General features: G+C 62.8%; 21 protein-coding genes. 5 read left to right on the top strand and 16 right to left on the bottom strand.

The features are described from left to right. Window positions 1–82: 82 nt before the first annotated feature. From AC1D2N_RS17975 to AC1D2N_RS18010, 8 genes are all read right to left on the bottom strand, one after another. Entirely contained in the window at window positions 83–1693 is a 1611-nt protein-coding gene (locus AC1D2N_RS17975; protein WP_131705601.1) for an ABC transporter substrate-binding protein, read from the bottom strand. Window positions 1694–1758: 65 nt separating this feature from the next. Then, entirely contained in the window at window positions 1759–2472 is a 714-nt protein-coding gene (locus AC1D2N_RS17980; RefSeq protein WP_018245987.1) for an HAD-IA family hydrolase, read from the bottom strand. 221 nt (window positions 2473–2693) lie between these two features. Continuing rightward, window positions 2694–4070: an aspartate aminotransferase family protein gene (locus AC1D2N_RS17985; protein WP_018245986.1), complete on the bottom strand. Its 1377-nt coding sequence runs from the start codon at window positions 4068–4070 to the stop codon at window positions 2694–2696. Window positions 4071–4083: 13 nt separating this feature from the next. Then, a complete protein-coding gene (locus AC1D2N_RS17990; protein ID WP_018245985.1) occupies window positions 4084–4920 on the bottom strand; it encodes a GNAT family N-acetyltransferase in 837 nt (278 codons plus the stop codon). A 202-nt stretch (window positions 4921–5122) separates the two neighbouring features. After that, window positions 5123–6403: a 3-oxo-tetronate kinase gene (otnK, locus tag AC1D2N_RS17995; RefSeq protein WP_018245984.1), complete on the bottom strand. Its 1281-nt coding sequence runs from the start codon at window positions 6401–6403 to the stop codon at window positions 5123–5125. Between the two features lie 3 nt (window positions 6404–6406). Then, complete coding sequence (gene otnI, locus AC1D2N_RS18000) at window positions 6407–7183, bottom strand: 2-oxo-tetronate isomerase (RefSeq protein ID WP_018245983.1); 777 nt, start codon at window positions 7181–7183, stop codon at window positions 6407–6409. A gap of 14 nt (window positions 7184–7197) precedes the next feature. Further along, a complete protein-coding gene (ltnD, locus tag AC1D2N_RS18005; protein WP_018245982.1) occupies window positions 7198–8142 on the bottom strand; it encodes an L-threonate dehydrogenase in 945 nt (314 codons plus the stop codon). Between the two features lie 69 nt (window positions 8143–8211). Further along, the gene (locus AC1D2N_RS18010) at window positions 8212–9528 is read right to left on the bottom strand and encodes an MFS transporter (RefSeq protein WP_020493442.1); all 1317 of its coding nucleotides are present in this window, start codon (window positions 9526–9528) and stop codon (window positions 8212–8214) included. A gap of 239 nt (window positions 9529–9767) precedes the next feature. Between AC1D2N_RS18010 and AC1D2N_RS18015 the strand changes: the two genes are divergently transcribed. From AC1D2N_RS18015 to AC1D2N_RS18030, 4 genes are all read left to right on the top strand, one after another. After that, on the top strand, window positions 9768–10766 hold the full coding sequence (locus AC1D2N_RS18015; RefSeq protein ID WP_018245981.1) for a LacI family DNA-binding transcriptional regulator: 999 nt from the start codon (window positions 9768–9770) through the stop codon (window positions 10764–10766). A gap of 16 nt (window positions 10767–10782) precedes the next feature. Further along, window positions 10783–11457, top strand: coding sequence for a 3-oxo-tetronate 4-phosphate decarboxylase (otnC, locus tag AC1D2N_RS18020; protein ID WP_018245980.1), 675 nt, complete (start codon window positions 10783–10785; stop codon window positions 11455–11457). Between the two features lie 173 nt (window positions 11458–11630). After that, a complete protein-coding gene (locus AC1D2N_RS18025) occupies window positions 11631–12299 on the top strand; it encodes a haloacid dehalogenase type II (RefSeq protein ID WP_026188726.1) in 669 nt (222 codons plus the stop codon). Between the two features lie 13 nt (window positions 12300–12312). Continuing rightward, window positions 12313–13587: an NAD(P)/FAD-dependent oxidoreductase gene (locus tag AC1D2N_RS18030; protein ID WP_018245978.1), complete on the top strand. Its 1275-nt coding sequence runs from the start codon at window positions 12313–12315 to the stop codon at window positions 13585–13587. Between the two features lie 72 nt (window positions 13588–13659). Here AC1D2N_RS18030 and AC1D2N_RS18035 read toward each other — a convergent pair whose 3' ends face one another. The 6 genes from AC1D2N_RS18035 to argE form a co-directional block, all read right to left on the bottom strand. After that, on the bottom strand, window positions 13660–15117 hold the full coding sequence (locus AC1D2N_RS18035) for an NAD-dependent succinate-semialdehyde dehydrogenase (RefSeq protein WP_018245977.1): 1458 nt from the start codon (window positions 15115–15117) through the stop codon (window positions 13660–13662). Window positions 15118–15145: 28 nt separating this feature from the next. Beyond that, on the bottom strand, window positions 15146–16189 hold the full coding sequence (locus AC1D2N_RS18040; protein WP_018245976.1) for a tartrate dehydrogenase: 1044 nt from the start codon (window positions 16187–16189) through the stop codon (window positions 15146–15148). A gap of 9 nt (window positions 16190–16198) precedes the next feature. After that, on the bottom strand, window positions 16199–17662 hold the full coding sequence (locus AC1D2N_RS18045; RefSeq protein WP_477981710.1) for an aldehyde dehydrogenase family protein: 1464 nt from the start codon (window positions 17660–17662) through the stop codon (window positions 16199–16201). Between the two features lie 129 nt (window positions 17663–17791). Then, on the bottom strand, window positions 17792–18145 hold the full coding sequence (locus AC1D2N_RS18050) for a cupin domain-containing protein (RefSeq protein WP_018245974.1): 354 nt from the start codon (window positions 18143–18145) through the stop codon (window positions 17792–17794). A 25-nt stretch (window positions 18146–18170) separates the two neighbouring features. Beyond that, window positions 18171–19094 (bottom strand): 2-hydroxyacid dehydrogenase, encoded by a 924-nt coding sequence (locus tag AC1D2N_RS18055; protein ID WP_020493441.1) that lies wholly within the window; start codon window positions 19092–19094, stop codon window positions 18171–18173. Window positions 19095–19120: 26 nt separating this feature from the next. Then, window positions 19121–20242, bottom strand: a complete 1122-nt coding sequence (gene argE, locus AC1D2N_RS18060) for an acetylornithine deacetylase (RefSeq protein ID WP_018245972.1) — start codon at window positions 20240–20242, stop codon at window positions 19121–19123. A gap of 261 nt (window positions 20243–20503) precedes the next feature. On the opposite strand from argE, the gene AC1D2N_RS18065 reads away from it, so the two are divergent. Further along, on the top strand, window positions 20504–21424 hold the full coding sequence (locus AC1D2N_RS18065; RefSeq protein ID WP_018245971.1) for a GNAT family N-acetyltransferase: 921 nt from the start codon (window positions 20504–20506) through the stop codon (window positions 21422–21424). Between the two features lie 133 nt (window positions 21425–21557). Here the strand turns inward: AC1D2N_RS18065 and AC1D2N_RS18070 are convergent, their stop codons facing one another. Then, window positions 21558–21758 carry a hypothetical protein gene (locus tag AC1D2N_RS18070; RefSeq protein ID WP_026188725.1) on the bottom strand — a complete coding sequence of 67 codons (201 nt, stop codon included), beginning with the start codon at window positions 21756–21758 and terminating at the stop codon, window positions 21558–21560. Between the two features lie 428 nt (window positions 21759–22186). Beyond that, entirely contained in the window at window positions 22187–22498 is a 312-nt protein-coding gene (locus AC1D2N_RS18075; protein WP_018245969.1) for a hypothetical protein, read from the bottom strand. Between the last annotated feature and the right edge of the window lie 17 nt (window positions 22499–22515).

Genomic DNA, 22515 nt, shown 5'->3' on the forward strand with positions numbered 1-22515 from the left:
CCCTTTGTGCGTTCGAGTTGAGTTCCACCAATGCAGATGGAAGAGCCGGGGCGCGGCTGCAGCCCCGGTCTCCTTTGCTTTATCAGGCTTCAAGCCAGACATATTCCGCGAAGGCGTATCCCATCTGGCCGCCGAGCGGGTTGGCTTCCAGGCCCTTGAGCTTGGCCGTCGTGGCATCGACGTTCGAGATATAGGCCGGAATGATAGTGCCGGCTTCCTGGGCGATCATGCTCTGCATCTCGTTGTAGATCGCTTTGCGCTTCTCTTGATCGAGAGACCCGCGCGCCTCGATCAGCATCTTGTCGAACTTCTCCGACTTGTACTGGCTTTCGTTCCACGGAGCGTCCGAGGTATAGAGCAGGGAGAAGAGGATATCAGGGGTCGGTCGCGGGTTGATATTGCCGAAGTGGATCGGCGCCTTGAGCCAGTAATTGTCCCAGTAACCATCAGATGGCACTCGCTGGACATCGAGCTTCATGCCGATTTCGGCGCCGGCGGCCTGGATGATCATGGCCATGTCGATCGACGAGCTCGCCGCATCGGAAGCGATGATCGGAATGGATTGGCCGAGGACGCCGGCCTTATCGAAGTGGAACTTCGCCTTCTCAGGATCGAAAGCCCGCGCTTTCAGGTTTGCGTCATGATAGAAGTTCGCAGGCGAAACGGGTTGATCGTTGCCGACCTCACCGAGACCGCGCAGCGCCGATTTGACGATCTGTTCGCGGTGGACGAGATACTTCATGCCCTCGATGAAGTCCCGCTTGTTGCCGGGCTCCATATCCAGTCGCATGTTGAGATTGGTATAGTTGCCGGACGTCGTCTTCGACAAGGTGAAGCCGTCGCCCTGGGCCTCGACGAGGCGCATGGAACGGGGATTTATCGCGGCCGCGAGATGGATGTCGCCCGCAAGCAGGGCGTTGACACGGGCATTGTCGTCGCTGATGGCGAAGTATTCGAAGGAATCGACGTTCGGGCCGGATTTCCAGTAATTCTTGTTCTTGATCCCGACCGAACGAACGCCCGGCTCGAAGACTTCCTTGACGAAAGCGCCGGTGCCGTTGGCCTTGGTGAAATCGGTCGTGCCGTCGGAAACGATCATGAAGTGATGCATCGACAGTATGGTCGGCAGGTCGGCGTTCGGGCTGGCGAGCGTGATCTCGACGGTCTGCTTGTCCACGGCCTTGAAGCCGGTCATCTGGGCGGCGATCTTGGCGACCTTCGAGCCGACGGACGGGTCGAGATGGCGCTTCAGCGAGAAAACCACGTCATCGGCGGTCAGCGGCTTGCCGTCATGGAAGGTAACGCCGTTCTTCAGCTTGACCGTCCAGGTCTTCGCATCCTTGGACTCGATCGCTTCGGCGAGCTCCATCTGCGGCGTGCCTGATTTGTCGAGGAAGGTGAGGCGGTTATAGAAGGAGCAGCACCGGACATAGTCGGTAGAGAGCGACGCCTTGGCGGGGTCCAGCGTATCGGCCGTGGAGGACGACCAGCCGGCCGCCTTGAGCGTGCCGCCGGAAACAGGCGTTGCGGCGAGCGCCTTGCCGGCGCGGCCAAGCACGAGCCCGCCGGCTGATATCGCCACGCCGCCCGCGAGCATCATATGCAGCAACTCGCGACGAGTGGCGCCACGACGGATGGCGGTTTCGACCATGGCATCGTCGGATCTGGTCCAGTTGGTGATTTTGTCGTTCATCTCATTCCCCTTTTTTCTTGTGTGGCGGGCTGCCCGTTACGGGCGGGCCCGATCTGCTTTCAAAGTCAGGCGCGCGCGGCGGCCGCGGCATCAGCAAGGCCGGCCATCGAGGTGAAATGGTAATCGGGTTTGGTGAACTCGGCCGGTTCGATCGTGCCGCCGTAACCCTTCTCAGCATGTCGCCGCTCGATCCAGCAATTGGTCAGCCCGAGTTTCCTGGAAATCCCGATATCGTGGTACTGGCTCTGGGCGACATGCAGGATGTCGTCCTTCGAATGTCCTTCCGAGGCGACGTAGTCGAACACCCTCTCGAAGAAGGCGGGATCGGGTTTCTCGGTCCCCGTATCATCCGCCGTGAAGGCGGCATAAAAGGGATTGCCGAGCTCTTTCTCGAAGAAATCGAATGCCCAGCGGCGGGCATTGGTCATCGCAACGAGGCGGTAATCCTTCGCAAGACTGGCCAGCGCTGCGGCGCTGTCTGCGAAACCCTTCCAGCCCTTCGCCGAATCCCGAAGCCGTTCGCCATATTTTTGATCGGCGGGCAAGCCGAGCTTCGGGGCGATCGCCAGGTAGACGCGCACGAGATCGTCGGGAAAGAGGTCGGCATCCTTGGAGTAGCGGGCTGCACGGTAGAGGCCAAGCGCCTGCTCGCCGTCGATTTCAGTTCCCGCCTCGGTCGCGATCTCGGCGAGGCAGGTCTTGAGGCCGCCTTCGAAGTCGATGAGCGTGCCGACAACATCGAAGGTCATATATTTGAATTCCGGAAGGCTCTTGCTCACGTGAATTCCCCAGTGTTCGGCTCCGGTGGGAGCGCGGTTCTCGAAGAAGAAAATTCTGTTCCGCCGGCGGGGTCATTGTCCCGCTCTTATATGGAAGGCCCGCATGTGCCGGGATCCAGGCCTTTCGTTGATTTCAGTGTGTCACCTGCACCGCACCGGATTCGCCGAATAGGCGCCATGAGGCGGCACAAAATACCGAATCTGACCGTTTCGCGGTATTCTCAGGCCCGCAGCGCCCGACGCACATCCGGGTCCTCCAGCGTCTCGTCCAGGGTGATGCGGGTGCGCTCGACGATCGCGTCTATCTCCGTTTCGGTGCAGCAGAGCGGTGGAGCATAGCCAAGCACGCCATTGCCGAAGGCGCGGATGACGAGGCCGTTCTCCCAGGCGCGATCGAAGATGCGGCGGGCGGGTTCGGCGGATGCAGGCAACGGCGTCTTGTTGACTTTGTCGACCACAAGCTCGACGGCGGCGAGCATGCCGCGGCCACGGACGTCGCCCACCAGCGGATGATCCCTCAGCGACTCCAGGCCCTGCATCAGCCGCGCGCCGGCCCTGACGCCGTTTTCGAGAAGGCCGTTTTCGTAGAGCCTCAGGACTTCGAGGCCGACCGCGGCGCTGACGGGATGGGCCGAATAGGTGTAACCATGGCCGACAGCGGCAGCACCCGCACCCTCGGCAATCGTTTCATAGACGTGATCGGCCATGAAGACGGCGCCCATGGGGACGTAGCCGGAGGTCAGGCCCTTGGCGGTCGTCATGAAATCGGGCACGACTTCATCCTCGCTGCAGGCAAACAGCGGGCCGGTGCGGCCAAAGCCGGTGATCACCTCGTCCGCGACGAATAGGATGTCATGCGCGCGGCAGAATTCGCGCATGGCCTTCATCCAGCCTGTCGGCGGCACCAGAACGCCGCCCGAGCCCTGGATCGGCTCGACGTAGAAAGCGGCGACTCGTTCCGGCCCGATCGCCTCCACCTTGCTTTTCAGCGCCGCAAGCGAGGCGTCGATGATCGCCTGCGGATTATCGCCCGCCGGGTTGCGATAGGCGTAGTGAGACGGAATTTTATGCTGCCAGTCGAAGGGAACGCCGAAGCCGGCATGGAAGGCGGGCAGCGCCGTCAAGCCCGCGCCGACCGTCGAGGAGCCATGATAGCCCTGTTCGACCGAGATGAATTGATCGCGCTCAGGCTTTCCACGGGCATTCCAGTAGTAGCGTATGAAGCGGATCGTGCTGTCCACCGCATCGGAGCCGCCAAGGGTGAAATAGACGTGGTTGAGATCGCCCGGCGCACGGTCGGCGAGTTCGCCGGCAAGCCGGATCGCGGGCTCCGAGCCGAGGCCGAAATAGGCCGTCGCATAGGGGAGTTCCCGCATCTGCCGGGCCGCCGCCTCGACGATGCTTTCGTGGCCGTAACCGGCATTGACGCACCAGAGGCCGGCGAAGCCGTCGATCAGTTGCTTGCCCGATGCGTCGGTGACCGTCGCGCCTTTGGCAGAGGCGAGCACGCGCACGCCAAGCTTTTCATGGCCGCGGTAGGAGGCGACCGGATGGATGAGGTGGGCGCGATCGAGTTCGATGAGGGAATTGCTGTACATGGAGATCTCCGGATCAGCCGAGTGCCTGGCTGGCGAGGGCAAAGGTGGTGGCGGTCGGATCGGCGGCGTCGTTGGCCAACGGCTTTCTCATCGTGATTCCGCCGCCGACATGGGCGAACCCCTGTTCGGCGAGCCATGGGGAAAGCCCGGTCTCGGCAGTTGTATCGACCCTGAGGAACCGTCCGGGCCGTCTGGCGATGAAATGTTCGATCAGTGTCTTGGCCTCGCCGAGATCGGCGGCCACCACCGGTCCGATCACTTCGCCGCGGCCGAAAGGACGCAGGCAAGCGAACCCGGAAATGCGGCCGTCGCGGCGAATGACGGCGAATTCGCCGATCCCGGCGATATAGGAGAGCAGCCCTTCACGGTCGGCGCCGAAGGCAAGTCGGTCGAGCCCCGCGATGGCAGCGAGATCGGCGTCGGTAGCCACTTCCGTTTCCATCGGCGCGGCCATTTCTCCGGCAAGGCCCTGGTGCTGCAGCACGGTTCCCGTCTCGCGGAAGCCAAGCTTTTGGTAGAGCGGCAGGCCTGCCGTCGTCGCCACCAGCCTCAGCGGTCGGTCTCCGGCGGTCAGCAATGCGGCGTCCATCAGTCTGCGGCCGAGGCCGCGACCGCGCATCGTCTCGTCGACAATGACCATGTTGATGGTCGCACAATCCCCCTTGTATGGCGTGACGAGCACGGTGCCGACGACCTTGCCGTCCTCGACCGCAACCATCGCTTCGCTCAAGGCGAGCGCCAACTGCCAGTCTTCCGTCCGATGCGGCCAGCCCGCCTGTCGGGAGAGCGCGACGGCGGCTTCCAGATGGTCCGGGCCGAACGGGACGATTTCGATCTGACTTGCTTGCATGGGGGCGTCCTTCATGTCGTGCCCGCCAGTCTGCCGGAGCGCCGGCGGGCAGATCGTCTGAAGGCCATGGTTCAGGCAGTATCTTATGGCTTTGCTATCATCGGCCGCCGCATCTTATGCTAGAATCAACCGATATGCGTCCTATCCAGATCCTGGCGGTGGGTCCTGGCGCTCGACAGTTCATAGACATGCGATGGGCATGTCAGTGCATCATCGCCAGCGCTGCCGTAAAGAAATCTTCGCCTCCGAAGTTCCCCGATTTCAATGCCAGAAGCATGTCGCCCTGCGCATTGCCGACTGTGCGCAGCACCGGCACGCCAGGCGCAATCTCCGGGCCGATCAGAAATGCCGGAATGGCGAGCCTGTCGACCGCCGCGCCTGAGGTTTCGCCGCCGGCGACCACAAGGCGCCGCACGCCTCTCTCCACCAGTTCGGCTGCTATGATCGACGTCGCGGTCTCGATCGCGTGGCCGGAGGCCTCTCGCCCGTATAGCGATTGCAGCCGGGACACGGTTTCAGGCGCAGCACTCGCGGCGATGACGATGGGGCCGGCGGAGATGCGGTCTCCGGCCCAGGAAATCGCCGCGGCGATCTCATCGGGACCGGCAAGCAGCCGTTCCGGGTCGAGCCGCAGGACGGGCATCGACCGTTCGGCGATGGCGAGCTGGTGGAGCGTCGCCTTGGAGCAACTGCCGGCAACGATCGCCGACAGCCCGCCCACAGGGCGAATGGCGTCCGCCGTCGTTGCACCGCCGGACGATATTCGACCAGAGCTGACCAGCGCGCGGGCAAGGCCGAGGCCGAGGCCGGACGCACCGCTGGACACCGGCGTTTTCAACGCGACCTCGCCGAGCGTTTCAAGATCGCGTTCGAAAATCGCATCGGCGATAACAGCAGTGACGCCTGCCGCGCGCAGAGCATCGAGCTTCGCCTTGACGGCGCCGGGTCCGGCCGCGATGGTCGTGAGATCGATCAGTCCGACGGCATTGCGCGATTGTCGGGTGAGAACCCGCACGAGATTGGCGTCATGCATTGGATTGAGGGGGTGATCCTTGAGCGGACTTTCGTTCAGCGGCTGTCCGCCGACGAAGAGATGGCCGAGATAGACGGTGCGTCCCGTTTCCGGAAAGGCGGGTGTCACCAGCACGGAGCCGCCGCCGGCCGCCTCGCTCAAGGCCTCGGTGACGGGACCGATATTGCCGGCATCGGTGGAATCGAAGGTCGAGCAGATCTTGTAAAGCACATGGCCGGCGCCCCGCTGGCGCAGCCATCGCTCGGCGCTTGCCGCCGCCGCCACGGCGTCCGAGGCCGGGACGGAGCGGATCTTCAGGGAAACGACCACAGCGTCGACATCCGGCAGGGCGAGCGACGGATCGGGGATGCCGACCGTCTGCACCGTGCGCAGACCGTTCTTCGTCAGCGTGTTGGCGAGGTCGGAAGCGCCGGTATAGTCGTCAGCGATTGATCCGAGCAAAATAGCCATCGTCTAGCTCCGTGCAAAAGGTTTGAACCAGCCAAGACCGTCCAATGTGCGGCCGCGCGGGATGTATTCGCAGCCGATGAAACCGTCGTAATCCAGGCGGTCGATTTCGCCGAACAGATAGGGATAGTTCAGTTCCTCCCCGTCCGGCTCGTTGCGTGACGGCACGCTGGCGATCTGGATATGGCCGGTGATCGGCAGCAGGCGTCGCAACGCCATAGTGACGTCGCCATGGATGATCTGGCGGTGATAGATGTCGAACTGGAGCTTCAGGTTCGGCAGGCCGCATTCGGCAATCAGCCGCTCGGCCGCGGCGAAGTCGTTGAGGAAATATCCGGGCATGTTGCGCCCGTTGATCGGCTCGAGCAGGAGATCGATGCCCTTTTCCGCAAGCCGCCCGGCAGCGTAGGTGACGGAGCGCCGATAAGAGGAGGCGGCGTCTTGGTCATGAGGGTCGGCGATGCCTGCCATCAGATGCAACCGCCTGACGCCGGTCGCCGCCGCATAGTCCAGGGCCCGCTCGACATCCGCTTTCAGCGCATCGAACCGTCCGGGAAGAGCCGCGATGCCACGCTCGCCTGCTGCCCAGTCGCCCGGCGGCAGGTTGAACAATGCCTGCTGCAGATTGTTGCGGGCAAGCCGTTCGGCAATCGCCTCCGGCGTGGCTTCGTAGGGAAAGAGGTATTCGACGGCGGCAAAGCCGGCTTCGGCTGCGGCGTCGAAGCGGTCGAGGAACGCCCATTCGTTGAACATCATCGTCAGGTTGGCGGCGAAAACCGGCATGTCTAGCGTTCCTTTTACAGGCTCTGCGGCTCTTTGGTGGAGCTGGGTAATTCAGCGCCGGAAAGCTCGGCATAGAGCCGCGCGAGCGAGGAATCGTCGTCACGGCCCATGCCCGCCCCGGAGGCGGCCAGATACATCTGCAAGGCGGCTGCCGCGAGCGGTACGGGATAACGCTCGGAGCGGGCCATGTCCTGGACGATACCGAGATCCTTGACGAAAATCTCGATGCTGCTGAGCGGCGTATAGTCTCCGGCCAACACATGCGGCACGCGGTTTTCGAACATCCAGGAATTGCCGGCCGAAGCGGTGATCACCTCATAGACCTTGTCGAGGTCGAGGCCCTGCTTGGCGGCAAAGGTTATGGCCTCACAGGCGGCGGCGATGTGCACGCCGGCGAGAAGCTGGTTGATCATCTTGAAGGCCGCGCCTTTTCCGGCCTCGTCGCCAAGCTCGTAGACCTTGCCGGCCATGGCGTCGAGACCCGGGCGTGCCGTGTCGAAGGCCTGGATGGAGCCGGACGCCATGATCGTCAGTTCACCACGCGCCGCCTTGGCCGCGCCGCCTGAAATCGGCGCGTCGAGATAATGCAGGCCGAGAGCCTCCGCCCGCTGTGCCAGATCGCGTGCGACCGCGGGATCCATGGTGGCCGACGAGATGAAGACGGCGCCGGGCTTCATCGCACGTGCGACACCTTCGGGCCCGAACAGCACCGCCTCGGTCTGCGCGCCGTTGACGACCACGGAGACGACGATGTCGGCGTCCTTTGCCGCAGCGGCAGGGGTTGACGCGCCACGTCCACCGTCGGCGATGAAGCGGTCCACCGCCGCCGGCGTGATGTCATATCCTACGACGTCGAGACCTGCGCGCTTCATCGACTGGGCCATTCCAAGCCCCATGGAACCAAGACCGATGACGGCTGCGACAACGGCCGAGCCCGAGTTTTCAGCAAGCGGTGGCATGAGGAGGTTCTCCAGTCTTGTGAGGAAAGGTCTGCGCCCCTCCGGGTGCTATCCCGGAGGGGCTGTGGTTTAGCGATTGACGGTTTTCGCAGGAACCGTCAACACGGCCAGCGAACCAACGACCAAGGCAGCCGCCAGCAGATACATGCCGGCGCTGTTGGTGCCCGTGAAGTCTTTGAGATAGCCTACCAGAAACGGCCCGAGAAACCCGGCGAGGTTGCCGACCGAATTGATCCAGGCAATGCCGGCCGCAGCGCCCGTGCCGGCGAGGAAAGCCGTCGGAAGCGACCAGAATAGCGGCGCGCAACTGATGGCGCCGGCAGCAGCCAGCGAGAGGCAGACAATCGAGACTGTCGTGCTCGTCGCCATCGTCGCCGCAACGAAACCACCGGCGGCGATGAGGGCCGGGACGACCAGGTGCCAGCGGCGTTCGCGCAGCCTGTCGGCGGAACGTCCGAGCGCCAGCATGGCAACGAATGTGCAGATATAGGGGATCGCGGAAATCAGGCCGATATTGAGGTTTCCGCTGACGCCCGAGGCCTTGACGATGGTCGGCATCCAGAAATTCAGGCCATATTGCCCGAGCACGAAGCAGAAATAGATCAGGCACATCAGCCAGACGCGACGGTCGGTCAGCGTTGCGCCGATGCTGTGTGGGCTTGCGGTCTTGGCCCGGTTCTCCGCCTCGATATTGGCCGTCAGCACGCCTTTTTCCTCATCGTTCAGCCATTTCGCGCCCTGGATCGTATCATCAAGGTAGAACAACGTCGCAACGCCGAAAAGAATGGCCGGAATGGCTTCGATCAGGAACATCCACTGCCAGCCGGAAAGTCCGTGCGTGCCGTGAAAACTGTCCATCAGGAGACCCGAAAGCGGATTGCCGAAAATGGCGGAGATCGGGATCGCCGACATGAAGGTGGTGATAATCCTGGCGCGGCGATGGGCCGGATACCACGCGGTCAGATAGAGAATGATGCCGGGGAAAAATCCGGCTTCGGCAACGCCCAGCAGGAAACGCAGGACATGGAAGACGGTTTCCGAAGAGGTGAACATGAAAGCGGCCGAAATGACGCCCCAGGTGAGCATGATGCGGGCGATCCACACCCGTGCGCCAACCTTGTTCATGATGATGTTGCTCGGCACTTCAAACAGAAAATAGCCGATGAAGAAAATGCCGGCGCCGATGCCATAGGCGGCTTCCGAGAGGCCGAGCTCGCTCGACATCTGCAGCTTGGCGAAGCCGACATTGACGCGGTCGAGATAGGCGACCACGTAGCACAGCATCAAAAAGGGTACGATGCGCCAGAATACCTTGCCATAGGCACGGTCTTCGAGCGTCTGAGCGGGATGTGCGCCAACGACTGGCGCTTGCGTCTGCAGCGTCATGATTTTCTCCTCCGATTGTTGCCGCGGTCTCCTGTCGATCCTCCCGCGGCACGCCGAGCCATTTGTGGCAGCGCTGCCATTTTCATTAATTCATTTTGGCAGCGCTGCCAACAGCAAATTGGTAGCGCTGCCAAAAAAACCTTGCTTCTTGGCGGGAGCGGTGAAAAATGGTGGCAACGCGGTGCTCATCGGGCGGGCAGGCCGGATAACCACCTCAACAGTCGGGTTCAAACGTAACGATGGAATTCAAACATCAACCGACGGTAACGCTTGCCGAGGTCGCGGAAGCGGCCGGTGTTGGCGAGAGCACGGTGTCGCGCGTGCTGCGCAACCACGGTTCGTTTTCCGGCAAGACGCGCGAGCGGGTGATGGCCGCGGTCGAGCGGCTGGGCTATGTGCCGAACCGGATCGCGGGAACGCTTGCCTCCACCGGTTCGCGTCTTGTCGCCTTCGTCATTCCCTCGCTGTCCAACATCGTCTTCCCCGATGTGCTGCGCGGTGCCAGCGCCGTTCTGGAGGAAAACCGGTATCAGGCGGTATTCTCCGTGACCGACTATGATCCGGGCAAGGAGGAAGCGCTCGCCGCCGCGATGCTTGCCTGGCGGCCGGCGGCGGTCATGCTGGCAGGGTACGAGCATACTGAGGGTACGGTGAAGATGCTGCGCGCCAGCGGGTGTCGGATCGTCGAACTGCTCGATCTGGACGGCGATGCTCTCGATATCGCCGTCGGCTTCTCGAACCGCGCGGCCGGACGGGAGAGCGCTGCCTTCCTGCTCAAGCGGGGTTATCGCCGGATCGGCTATGTCGGTCACGACCTGAACCGCGATACCCGTGCCGGCAAGCGGTTTTCCAGCTTTTGCGAAACGCTCGAAGCGCATGACGCCCCTCTCGTCGGCCGTGAAATTCTCGCAGGCGCTTCATCCGTGGAAAACGGCAGGTTGGGGCTGGAGCGGTTGCTTGCCCGCACGACCGATCTCGATGCGGTTTATTTCTCCAACGACGACATGGCGCTGGGCGGCTATTTTCACTGTCTGGCTCAAGGGATCGCGATCCCCTCGAAGCTTGCCATTTTCGGCTATAACGGCCTCGATATCGGCCGGGCAACACCGCAACCCTTGTCGACCATCCGAACGCCGCGCGTGGCGACGGGGCAGATAGCCGCGCAGCTGGTCGTCGCTAATGCGCCACCGCAGGCCGTCGATCTCGGCTTTGAACTGATCGAAGGGGCAACTGCGTAATATTGGAGGAACTGTCATGTCCGAAGCGCGCCTGCGTGAGGAAATCTGCCGATACGGCCGCTCGCTGTTCGAGCGTGGGCTGACGCCCGGTTCGTCGGGCAACATATCGTTGCGGCTGGAGGACGGTGGCTGGCTGGTCACGCCGACCAACGCCTCGCTCGGCTTTCTCGACCCGGCACGGATTTCCAGGCTCGATGCTGAAGGCCGGCTCCTGTCCGGCGACAAGCCGACCAAGGAGATCCCGCTGCACACCGCCCTCTACGATACGCGCGGCAGCGCCCGCGCCATCGTCCATCTTCACTCCACCCATGCGGTGGCACTGACCATGCTGCCGGAAATCGATCCGCGCGCCGCCCTGCCGCCGATGACGCCATATTATCTCATGCGCGCCGGCGAAACCGCGCTGGTGCCCTATTATCGTCCCGGCGATCCTGATGTGGCCGACGCCATCCGCGGGCTGGCGGGCAAGTATTCGTCGGTGCTTCTGGCCAATCACGGACCTGTTGTTGCCGGCGACAGCCTGGAGGCGGCGGTCTTTGCGACCGAGGAACTGGAGGAAACGGCGAAGCTCTATCTGCTGTTGCGCAACCTCAATCCCCGTTTTCTCAGTCCGGCGCAGGTGGCCGATCTCGTCAACACCTTCGGCCTCGACCTCCCGTCGCATCACGATCACGATCACGACGGCGATTGAAGGCGTCACTCCGCTGGCCGTTGACCGCGGGTGAAAGCGCGCAACCTTCTGCCAAACCCAGCTTTCGATACGATAGATTCTGCTTCCGATGCCGCCAATTCAGGCGAGCTGTGGGTGAAGCGGTGCCTATGATTGTGACACGTCCCCAGTTCCGATCGCTCAAGGATACGCAGATGACGACGTTCCGTCCGAAATACATCACCTTCGACTGCTACGGCACGCTGACCAACTTTCAGATGGCGGAAGCGGCGCGCGACCTCTACGGCGAAGAGCTCGACGAGCGGCGCATGGCGGAGTTCATCAAGAATTTCGCCGCCTATCGGCTCGACGAGATCCTGGGCGACTGGAAACCCTATGCCGAGGTGGTGCACAATTCGCTCGAGCGGACATGCAAGCGCAACGGCGTGACATTTCGCGATGAAGCCGCCCGGATGATCTATGAGCGGGTCCCAACCTGGGGGCCGCATTCGGATGTCCCGGCCGGTCTCGCCAAGGTCGCCAAGGAAATCCCTTTGGTCATCCTCTCCAACGCCATGAATTCGCAGATCATGTCGAACGTCGAAAAACTGGGCGCGCCCTTCCATGCGGTCTATACCGCCGAGCAGGCGCAGTCCTATAAGCCACGCTTCAAGGGCTTTGAATACATGCTCGATATGCTGGGCTGCGGGCCGGAAGACGTGCTGCATTGCTCGTCCTCCTTCCGCTACGACCTGATGTCGGCCCACGATCTCGGCATCAAGAACAAGGTTTGGGTCAATCGCGGCCATGAGCCTGCCAACCCCTATTACGGTTATGTCGAAATTCCTGACATCTCCGGCCTGCCTGGCGTCGTCGGGCTCTGACGGAGACACGCGGATGCAGTTCGAATCCTACTGGCACGACACGGCTCCAGCCTTTGCCGGCGGCGCACAAGGCCCCGTCGAAGGACATTACGACGTCGCCATCATCGGCGCCGGCTTTACCGGGCTTGCCGCGGCGCGCCAGCTTGCAAAGGCCGGCGTCAAGGTCGTGGTGCTGGAAGCCGAACGGGTCGGCTGGGGAGCGTCGGGGCGCAATGGCGGCCACCTCAACAACGGGCTCGCCCACAGTTTCCTGTCCGCCAAGTCCGCACTCGGCGTGGAGCGGGCCGTCGCCCTCTACAAGGCGTTCGACGATTCCATCGACACGATCGAGGCGATCATTGCCGAAGAGGGAATCGACTGCAATTTCCGCCGCGCCGGCAAGCTGAAGCTCGCTTCCAAGCCGCAGCATTTCGATGCCATTGCCCGCAATTTCGAGGCTGTTCACAGAGAAGTCGATCCGGACACGGCACTTCTGACCGCGAGTGACCTGAAAAGCGAGGTCTGCTCGCCCTTCCATGGCGCCATGCTCTCGAAGAAGAGTGCAATGATGCATATGGGCCGTTATGTCGCCGGGCTCGCCACGGCAGCCGCCCGCCACGGCGCCACCATCTTCGAAGGGGCGGCGGTGAGCGCACACCGGCAGGGCAATGGTCGCCACAGCCTGACGACCGCACGGGGCACCGTCACAGCAGACCACGTGCTGGTCGCGACAGGCGCCTATACGCCGTCGCTCTTTAACTATTTCCGCCGCCGGATCGTTTCCGTCGGCAGCTTCCTGATCGCCACCCGTCCGCTGACCGACGCCGAAATCGCCGCTACGATGCCCGGCAACCGCACCTGTGTCACGTCGATGAACATCGGCAACTATTTCCGGCTGTCGCCCGACAAGCGGCTGATCTTCGGCGGTCGCGCCCGGTTTTCCGCGACGTCGGATCAACGATCGGACGCAAGGAGCGGCGATATTCTGCGCGCCAGCCTTGCTGAAATCTTCCCGCAGCTTGCCGGCGTCGAAATCGACTATTGCTGGGGCGGGCTCGTCGATATGACCAAGGACCGCTATCCCCGCGCCGGCTATGTCGATGGTGTCTGGTATGCCATGGGCTATTCCGGCCACGGCGCCCAACTCTCCACCCATCTCGGCATGATCATGGCCGACGCCATCCTTGGCAAGGCCGACCGTAACCCGATCAAGGGGCTCGACTGGCCCGCCGTCCCCGGCCATTTCGGAAAACCTTGGTTCCTGCCGCTGGTGGGCTTGTACTACAAGACACTCGACCGGTTTCAGTAAAGCATCAGCGAGTACGAAAAAGGGCGCCGAGGATGAGTCCACGGCGCCCATTTTCTTTTGCTCTACCGCTGGTCAGTTGAGCCCCCCGATGTGGAAGCTCTTCATTTCCAGATATTCGTCGATGCCGCACTGCGCGCCTTCACGGCCGAGGCCGGACTGCTTGACGCCGCCGAAGGGAGCGACCTCGGTCGAAATGGCCCCTGTGTTCAGGCCGACCATGCCGAATTCGAGCGCTTCGGCGACACGCCAGGAGCGTTTCAGGCTTTCGGTATAGAAATAGGCGGCAAGGCCGAAGGGCGTGGCGTTGGCAATGCGGATCGCCTCTTCCTCGTTGTCGAAACGAAAAAGCGGGGCAACGGGGCCGAAGGTCTCTTCGCTGGCAAGCTGCATCTCGGTCGTCGCACCGCCGAGCACCATCGGCACCGCATATTGATCGCCTTCAGGCACGGAACCCGCGGTGGCGAGGATCCTTGCTCCCTTTTCCACCGCATCGTCGACATGACGCTTGATCTTCTCGATCGCCGCCTTGTTGATCATCGGCCCGATATCCGTACCGGCATCCGTGCCGGCCCCGACCTTCATGGCCGATACGCGTGCGGAAAGTTTGGCGGCGAAGGCCTCATAGACACCGGACTGGACGAGAAGGCGGTTGGCGCAAACGCAGGTCTGCCCGCCATTGCGGAATTTCGATGCGATTGCGCCTTCCACGGCAAGATCGAGATCGGCGTCGTCGAAGACGATGAAGGGCGCGTTGCCGCCGAGTTCGAGGCTGAGCCGCTTGACGCTGTCGGCCGCGCCGCGCATCAGCAGAGAGCCGACGCGGGTCGAGCCGGTGAAAGAGATCTTGCGGACGGTCTGGTTGGCCATCAGCTCGTCGCCGATCGCAGCCGGCATGCCGGTGACGATATTGATGACGCCCTTCGGGATGCCGGCGCGTTCCGCCAGCACGCCAAGTGCCAGCGCCGAATAGGGAGTCAGGTCCGATGGCTTGATGACGACGGTGCAGCCTGCGGCGAGTGCCGGCCCGACCTTGCGGGTAATCATCGCATTCGGAAAATTCCACGGCGTGATGATCGCCGACACGCCGACAGGCTCCTTCAGAACGACGATCCGCCGGTCCGTCGTCGGCGAGGGAATGGTCGTTCCACCGATGCGGCGCGCCTCCTCGGAAAACCATTTGATGAACGAGGCGCCATAGCGGATTTCGCCGCGCGCTTCCGTCAGTGGCTTGCCCTGCTCGCGGGTGAGGATCAGCGCCAGATCCTCGATATTGTCGAGCATCAGATCGTGCCAGGCTTCCAGCAATGCGCCACGCTCGGCATTGGTCTTTGCGCGCCATGGACCAAAGGCTTTCTCCGCCGCGGCGATTGCCTCCCTCGTATCGGCTCCGTCCATGTCGGGCACTGTGCCCAGCACATGCTGCGTCGCCGGGTCGATCACCTCGATCGTGCGCCCGGCTGCGGCCCCGCGCCATTCTCCATCGATCAGCCCTTGCTCACGAAACAGGCCGCTATCCCTTAATCTGTTCATTCTGTTCTCCATTGATCAGCCCCATTGATCAGCCAAGTGCCGAAAGCACCGATGCCGTGATCGCGTCCGTCTTGTCCTTGCCGGGAATTGCGCCGATGCCGCGTGCCGTCGTCGCCTCGATTGCGGCCATCACCCTTGCGGCGGCAGCCGCTTCTCCCAAATGCTCGAGCATCATCGCGCCCGACCAGATGGCGGCGATCGGATTGGCGATGCCGAGATGAGCGATATCGGGCGCGGAGCCGTGGACCGGTTCGAACATCGATGGCGCCGAGCGATCGGGATTGATATTGGCGGAGGCTGCAAAGCCGAGCCCCCCCTGGATGGCAGCGCCGAGGTCGGTCAGGATATCGCCGAACAGGTTGGAGGCGACCACGACGTCGAGACTATCAGGCGCCATGACCATGCGGGCGGCCATGGCGTCGATATGGTAGCTGGTCACCTCGACATCGGGATATTCCGCAGAAAGCTTCTGGGTGATCTCGTCCCAGAAGACCATCGAATATTTCTGGGCGTTGGACTTCGTCACCGAGGCAAGCTTGCCGCTGCGCGCACGCGCCTGCTCAAAGCCGAAACGCAGGATGCGCTCAACCCCCTTGCGGGTGAAAATCGAAGTCTCGACCGCTACCTCATTATCGGCGCCCTGGTGGACGCGGCCACCGGCGCCGGAATATTCGCCCTCGGTATTTTCACGAATGCAGAGGATGTCGAAGCCGTCAGACCGCAACGGCCCCTGCACACCCGGCAGCAGCCGGTGCGGGCGGATATTGGCATATTGCACGAAAGCCTTGCGGATCGGCAGCAGAAGTCCGTGCAGCGACACGGAATCCGGTACCTTGCGAGGCCAGCCGACGGCACCGAGCAGGATGGCATCGAAGGACCTGAGCGTTTCGATGCCATCGGCGGGCATCATGCTGCCGTTCTCCAGATAGTAGTCGCAGGACCAGGGATAGCTGGTTGCATCAAGAGAAAATCCGTTCGATTGAGCCGCCTTTACGAGCACGGCCCAGGCTGCTGCCGTCACGTCGCGGCCGATGCCGTCTCCGGGCAGAAGGGCGATCTTGTAGGTCTTCATCGCAGGTCCTCACAGGCTGATGAGCACACTCTTGCTCTTGCGGTTGGCGAGATAGGCATCGCGGCCGAGATCCTTGCCGATGCCCGACTGCTTATAGCCGCCGGTCGGCAGGATATGGTCGCGCGAGCGGCCGTAGCGGTTGACCCAGACGGTGCCGGCCTGAAGGCGGCGGGTCACGCGGATGGCACGCGAGAGGTYGCGGGTGAAGAGGCCGGCGGCGAGCCCATAGGCCGGATGGTCGGCGAGCCTCAGCGCTTCCTCCTCGTCATCGAAGGTCTGAATGGTCAGCACCGGTCCGAAGATTTCCTCGAGAACCGCCGGCGATGTTGCCGTCACGCCGGAAATCAGGGTCGGTGCGTAGAAATAGCCCTCGCGGTCGAGGCGGCGGCCACCGGTGAGGCATTCGGCGCCGTCGTCGATAGCGGCGCGGATGATGCCGTCCATGCGGGCGATCTGGCGTTCGGAGATGACGGGCGAATAATCGGTCGCCTCGTCCCAGGTGGGGCCGGGGCGGATGGCCGCCAGCCTGGCCACGAGCGCTGCCGCGAGTTCGTCCGCCACCGTCGCCTCGACGATGAGGCGGGATCCACATACGCAGGCCTGACCGGCGTTGGAGAGAATGCTGCCGGCGATTGCGCCGGCTGCAAGCTGGAGATCGGCATCGGCGAAGACCAGTTGCGGGCTTTTGCCGCCGAGTTCCAGCGTCATCGGCTTGACGCCGGTGCGGGCGATATTGGTCATGATCGCCGAGCCGGCCGCCGTCGAGCCGGTGAAGCTGACTTTGGAGATGCCCGGATGTCCGGTGATGGCATTTCCGGTGGTCGGGCCGTCGCCGAGCACGATGTTGACGAGACCGGCCGGCAGGCCGGCTCGCACCGAAAGTTCGGCGAGATAGAGCGTCGAAAACGGCGTCATTTCCGACGGCTTCAACACCACCGCATTGCCTGCCGCCAGCGCCGGACCGAGCTTCCAGCCGGCCATGGACAAGGGAAAATTCCAGGGTGTGATGGCGCCGACGACGCCATAGGGTTCCGTCATGATCATGCCGAAGTTCGCATCGTCGGTCGGGACGAGGTCGCCGCCTTCCTTGTCGGCGAACTCGGCAAAGAAGCGGATCTGTTCGGCGGTGACGGCGATGTCGCCGGCGACGAGATGACCGATGGGCCGCGTCGAGGAGAGCGCCTCGAGCCTGGCGAGGGTCTCCGCCTCGGCTTCGATCAGGTCCGCCCAGCGCTGCAGCGCCACGGTGCGCTCGCGCGGCCGCATGCCGCCCCAATTGCTCGTCTTCAATGCGGTCCTGGCGGTTTCGACGGCGTGATCGACAAGGGCTTCGTCGGCCAGCGGACAGCCGGCATAAGCCTTGCCGTCGGATGGGCGATGCATGTCGATGACCGCCTCGGCCGGAACCAGCCGCCCGCCAATGAAATGTCCGACGGGCAAGGATATCGTGTTCGGATCGAAGCTGAGTGTCATCGCATGTCCTCGGGATGGGCTGAGGCAAGCCTAACTGGGGAATGCGAGCAGCATGCATCGACCGGTGATGCCGCAGCGGCGAAAAATTGCGTTTTCGCCGATGCGGCAGTCAAATCTACGGCGTCGGCATCACGACACGGTGACGTAGATCTTGCGCACCGTCTCGATCGTCTTCCAGACGCCAACGAAGCCCGGCTTCATGACGAAGCTGTCGCCGGCCTTGTAGACCACCGGTTCGCCGCCTTCCGGCGTGAGTTCGATCAGACCGGAAAGGATGTGGCAGAACTCGAACGTCTCACCCTTGATCGAGCGCGTCTCGCCGGGTGTCGCCTCCCACACGCCGCTATGAACCGTCTCGCCGCGGGCGACGTCCTGCGCCCAGGTCTTGAAGGCCGGATTGCCCGAGATCAGCCGTTCTGGAAGTGGGCCGGACTCGCGCGGCGCGAAGGATGGATTGGTGTCGATCGTCTTGAGGAGGGACATGATTTTGCTTTCCTAGGTTGAGAGCTCAGTAGCCGCGGCTGCGATCGATCAGTCCGATCGGATCGAGGCCTGCCTGGTGCCGCTTGATGTTGCCGATCACGGCCGCCGCGGCGGTTTCAGCTTGGGTGACGCTTGCAATGTGCGGCGTCAGCAGGATCTTCGGATGGTTCCAGAAGGCGTGGTCCTCAGGCAGCGGTTCCGGATCGGTGACGTCGACGACGGCGCCGGAGAGATGTCCGGTGTCGAGCGCGTCGACGAGCGCCTGATGATCGAGCTGAGCGCCGCGACCGACATGGACGAGCGCAGCGCCGGCCGGCAATCTGGCGAAGAGCTCGGCATTCAGGAAGCCGCGCGTCTCATCCGTCAGCGGCAGCAGGCAGATGAGAATGTCGGTGGTTGCAAGCAGGGTATCGAGGCCGTCGCGGCGGCTGAGGCATCGGATGCCGTCGATCTCGCGCGGGCTGCGGCTCCAGCCGCAAAGCGGAAAACCGAAGGGCTGCAGACGCTCGAGCACCGCGCTTCCAAGCATGCCGAGGCCGAGCACGCCGATGCGGCGTTCAGAGGCTTGCACCGGCGCGATCGTCTGCCAGGTCCGGCGCCGCTGCTGGTCGAGATAGGTCGGCAGGTCGCGATGGAGCGCAAGCACGGCCAGCGTCACATATTCCTGCATCATTCTGATGATGCCGTCCTCGACCATGCGCACGACCTTGACCGATGCTGGCACGGCATCGATGCGGAACTGGTCGATGCCGGCGCCGATCGAAAAGAGGATTTCGAGATTGCGATAGCGCGCGAGATCATCCGGCACCGTCCAGGTGATCAGGTAGCGCACGGCGTCCGCTTCGACCGACTTGGGATCCATGGAGAAGGCAATGTCGGGCAATTCGCGCGCGAAGGCTTCGGCGAAGATGGCGCCGCGCTTCGCGTCGGAATTGAAGAGAAAGGTCATTGCGTCGGCTCCTTGATCGGATGTCATCAGGCACAGCGGCGGCCAAGCGCCTCGACCATCGCCTGGCAGGCGAGCAGTTCGCCGGTGAGGATGAATTCGTCCGGCTTGTGGGCGCGGCCGATGTCGCCAGGGCCGCAGATGATCGCGTCGATGCCGGCGCGCTGGAAAAGGCCGGCCTCCGTGCCGTAGCTGACGGCGGCGAGCGGCTCGATGCCGGTCAGCTCGCCAAGCAGTGTCGCAAGCGGCGCATCGGCGGCAAGCGAAAGTGCCGGATAGGCGCTGAGTTCGCGCCATTCCACCTGAAAGCCGAACTGCGACAGCGCCTCGGCCGCCACTCGGAGCGGCGCCAGCAGCGTGACTGGATCGACGCCGGAAATAGCCCGCGCTTCGAACTCGGCCTCGCAACTGTCGGGAATGATGTTGACTGCCTGGCCGCCCTTCAGCGTGCCGACCTGAAGGGAGGAGTAGGGCGGTTCGAAGACATGCTCGAACGGGCCGGAGGTGAGCTGTTCGGCTTCGGCGCGAGCGCAGGCCAGAACATCCGTGATGGCATGGATTGCGTTCAGTCCCTGGTCCGGGCGCGAGGAATGGCCGGACCGGCCCCTGACCGTCAGCCGGGCGGCGGCTTTGCCCTTGTGGGCGCGGATCGCCCGCATGCCGCTCGGCTCGCCGATGATTGCACCAAGCGGGGCTGCACAGAGCTCCGGCAGGCAGGCAATCATGTGCGGCACGCCGCGGCAGCCGGCCTCCTCATCATAGGAAAAGGCAAGGTGGACGGGCTGGCGAAGTGGCATGGCCGCAAGCGCCGGGACGGCGGCGAGAACGACGGCCAGGAAGCCCTTCATGTCGGTGGCGCCGCGTCCGTAGAGGCGGTCCGCTTCGGCGCGCAGGCGGAACGGATCGCTGGTCCAGCCGCCTTCGGCGGCGGGGACCACGTCCATATGGCCTGAGAGGATATAGCCCGGCGTTTCCTTCGGGCCGATCGTGGCGAAGAGGTTCGACCGATCGCCTTCCGGGCCGGGAAGCTCGGTGACGACAGCGCCGTGGCTCTGCAGATAGTGCCGGATCCACGCGACGATCTCGCCATTCGGCGTGCCGACGACGGAGGGGAAGCCAACGAGCCTTTCGAGAATTTCAATTGCCTGCATGGGATTCCTCACAGTGCGGGGATCTTTGAGGGTGCTTGCAACTGGGCTGACGGGAGGCGACATTCCAGGCTCACGGTGAACGGCGACTGCGGCCGGTCGGGCCTAGTCAATGACTTTAGAGGACGGTCCAGGCTTTATTTGCCGAAAGCGCAGCGGATTTGGTCGATTGTTGTGTTTGCGCCGGCCCAACCAGTGAATTGTATCGAACGATCTGTTCTAGTCTGGTCAGAGAAGTTTCCGGGCGCAGGCTTGGCCAGAAAAATGCGGCAGGGGGTGGGAGTGAGCGAACTGACATCCGAATCCAGGTTCGTCGACAGTTTCGAGACGCACATTGCCGGGATCGACAGCGTCGCCCTCGACAAGTTGCATGCGCTGTCGATGACCGTCGCCTGGCCGCATCGTGGCGAAGACTGGCAGTTCTTGCGGGAATTCGGCCAGGGCATCGTGGCGATCGATGAAATCGGCCGCATCCTGGGCTCTGCGATGTGGTTTCCCTACGATGCCCAATTTGCAACGATCGGTATGGTCATCACCTCGCCGCGTCTTCAAACCAATGGCGCCGGGCAATGGCTCATGGGCCACGCGCTGGAGCAGGTCGCCGGGCGCAACCTCGGGCTGAATGCGACGCGCGCGGCGCGACGTCTCTATCGTTCCCTGAACTTTGTTCGCGAGGCACTCGTCTTTCAATGCCAGGGCGAAGCGATATCGCCGCCGGATGTGGAGCTGCCGTCCGGTGCTGTGATACGGGCAGTGGAGGCCGGCGATCTGGAAGCGATCGCCGAATTGGACTGCGTGGCCTTCGGCACCGATCGCAAGCTGCTCCTGGCCCGGTTGATGGCAAATTCCAAAGGCATCGTGTTAACCCGTGCCGGCAGGATCGAGGCTTTTTCGCTTTGCCGGCGGTTCGGGCGTGGCCATGTCATCGGTCCTATTGTGGCGGGCAGTGACGCAGACGCGATCGCCGTCGTCCGCCCACATGCCGCCGAGCATGCAGGAGCGTTCCTGCGCCTCGACACACGCGAGCAGGGCGGGACCTTTTCCGATTTCCTCTCTCGCTGCGGTCTTCCCGTTTACGACATCGTGACGACCATGTCGCTCGGCGGCCCTTGGCTTCCGGTTCCGGGACATCAGGCGGCGCACGAGCCGAGAACCTATGCACTCGTCAGTCAGGCACTCGGTTGACGCAGGCCTACCTGGCGATCGTTGTCGGATTCTAGAGCGGTTCAGCTTTTAACGGAAGCGCAGAACCGCTCTATCCTTTTGTTTTTACGCAATTCCGGACGGAAAACCGCTTCGCACTTTTCCTGGAATTGCTCTAAGCGCCGGGACAGACCGGTATGTCGATCAGAGCCTGCCGGCGTTCAAATTCGGGCCGGAACGAACGATATTGCCAGAGACCTTCCGGGCTTTCCCGGCGGTATACGGTCTCGAGCCAGAACACGGAGTCATCGATCGGCAAGACAGGATGCCAAGCATACCATTCCGACCAGATTTTTCCTGCCGGGTCGTTGTCCATGATCGCCACTCGCCTCCTCATCGTCAGCGCAACTCGAACATCCGTGCGGCACGGGAGCCGTTGTCGTTACGAAACCGGCTTTCGGCATCGGTCACGATCAGCTCCTGGGATCGATGGTCTCGATTTCCTGGAGTCGAGAGACACCGATCGCGAGAGGTCCGATTTCTGCTTGCTGCGATCCCAGCGTGCCGCGGCGAATGTTCTATAATACAGAATAGCAGCGGAAGAATATTCTTCAATAGAGATCATTTTCTCGTATTGCGCGAACTCTTCCTCTTCCCCCGTCGGGAGATGTTTCAGGTTGTGAGATGTGGCTCTGTTGACGAATGATTTCGTCGGTGGATGTAGTCGCCTCGATTGGGCTTCGACACCGGCGATAAGTTGCGGTGTTCAATCGCCACTGATCTGTTTGCGTGATGGTTGGATGCTCAGCCGATCGAACGCAGCCCGAGGTAGGCTGCCAGACTGATGGCGGAGAGAGCGATCGTCAGCCTGGGTCTCGCATCGTCGAACATGGCTGCCAGCGAAAGGCCGAGCATCAGGATGACGGATTTTGCCCAGAGATCTTGATCGGAGACGGTGAAAGCGATTGCCGCCAGAAAGACGGCGCTTGCGACGATTGTCACAGGGGCAGATTTCTCGGCGAGATCGCCGCCTGGGAAATACGGCAGAAGAAAACGCCGCATGCTCAAGCCTGAAGCGACGCTCAGAAGAAGACAGGTCAAGACAAGTTGCAACATAGGGTCGTCGCCGATCG

This window comes from Rhizobium sp. P1_B8 (assembly GCF_056406515.1).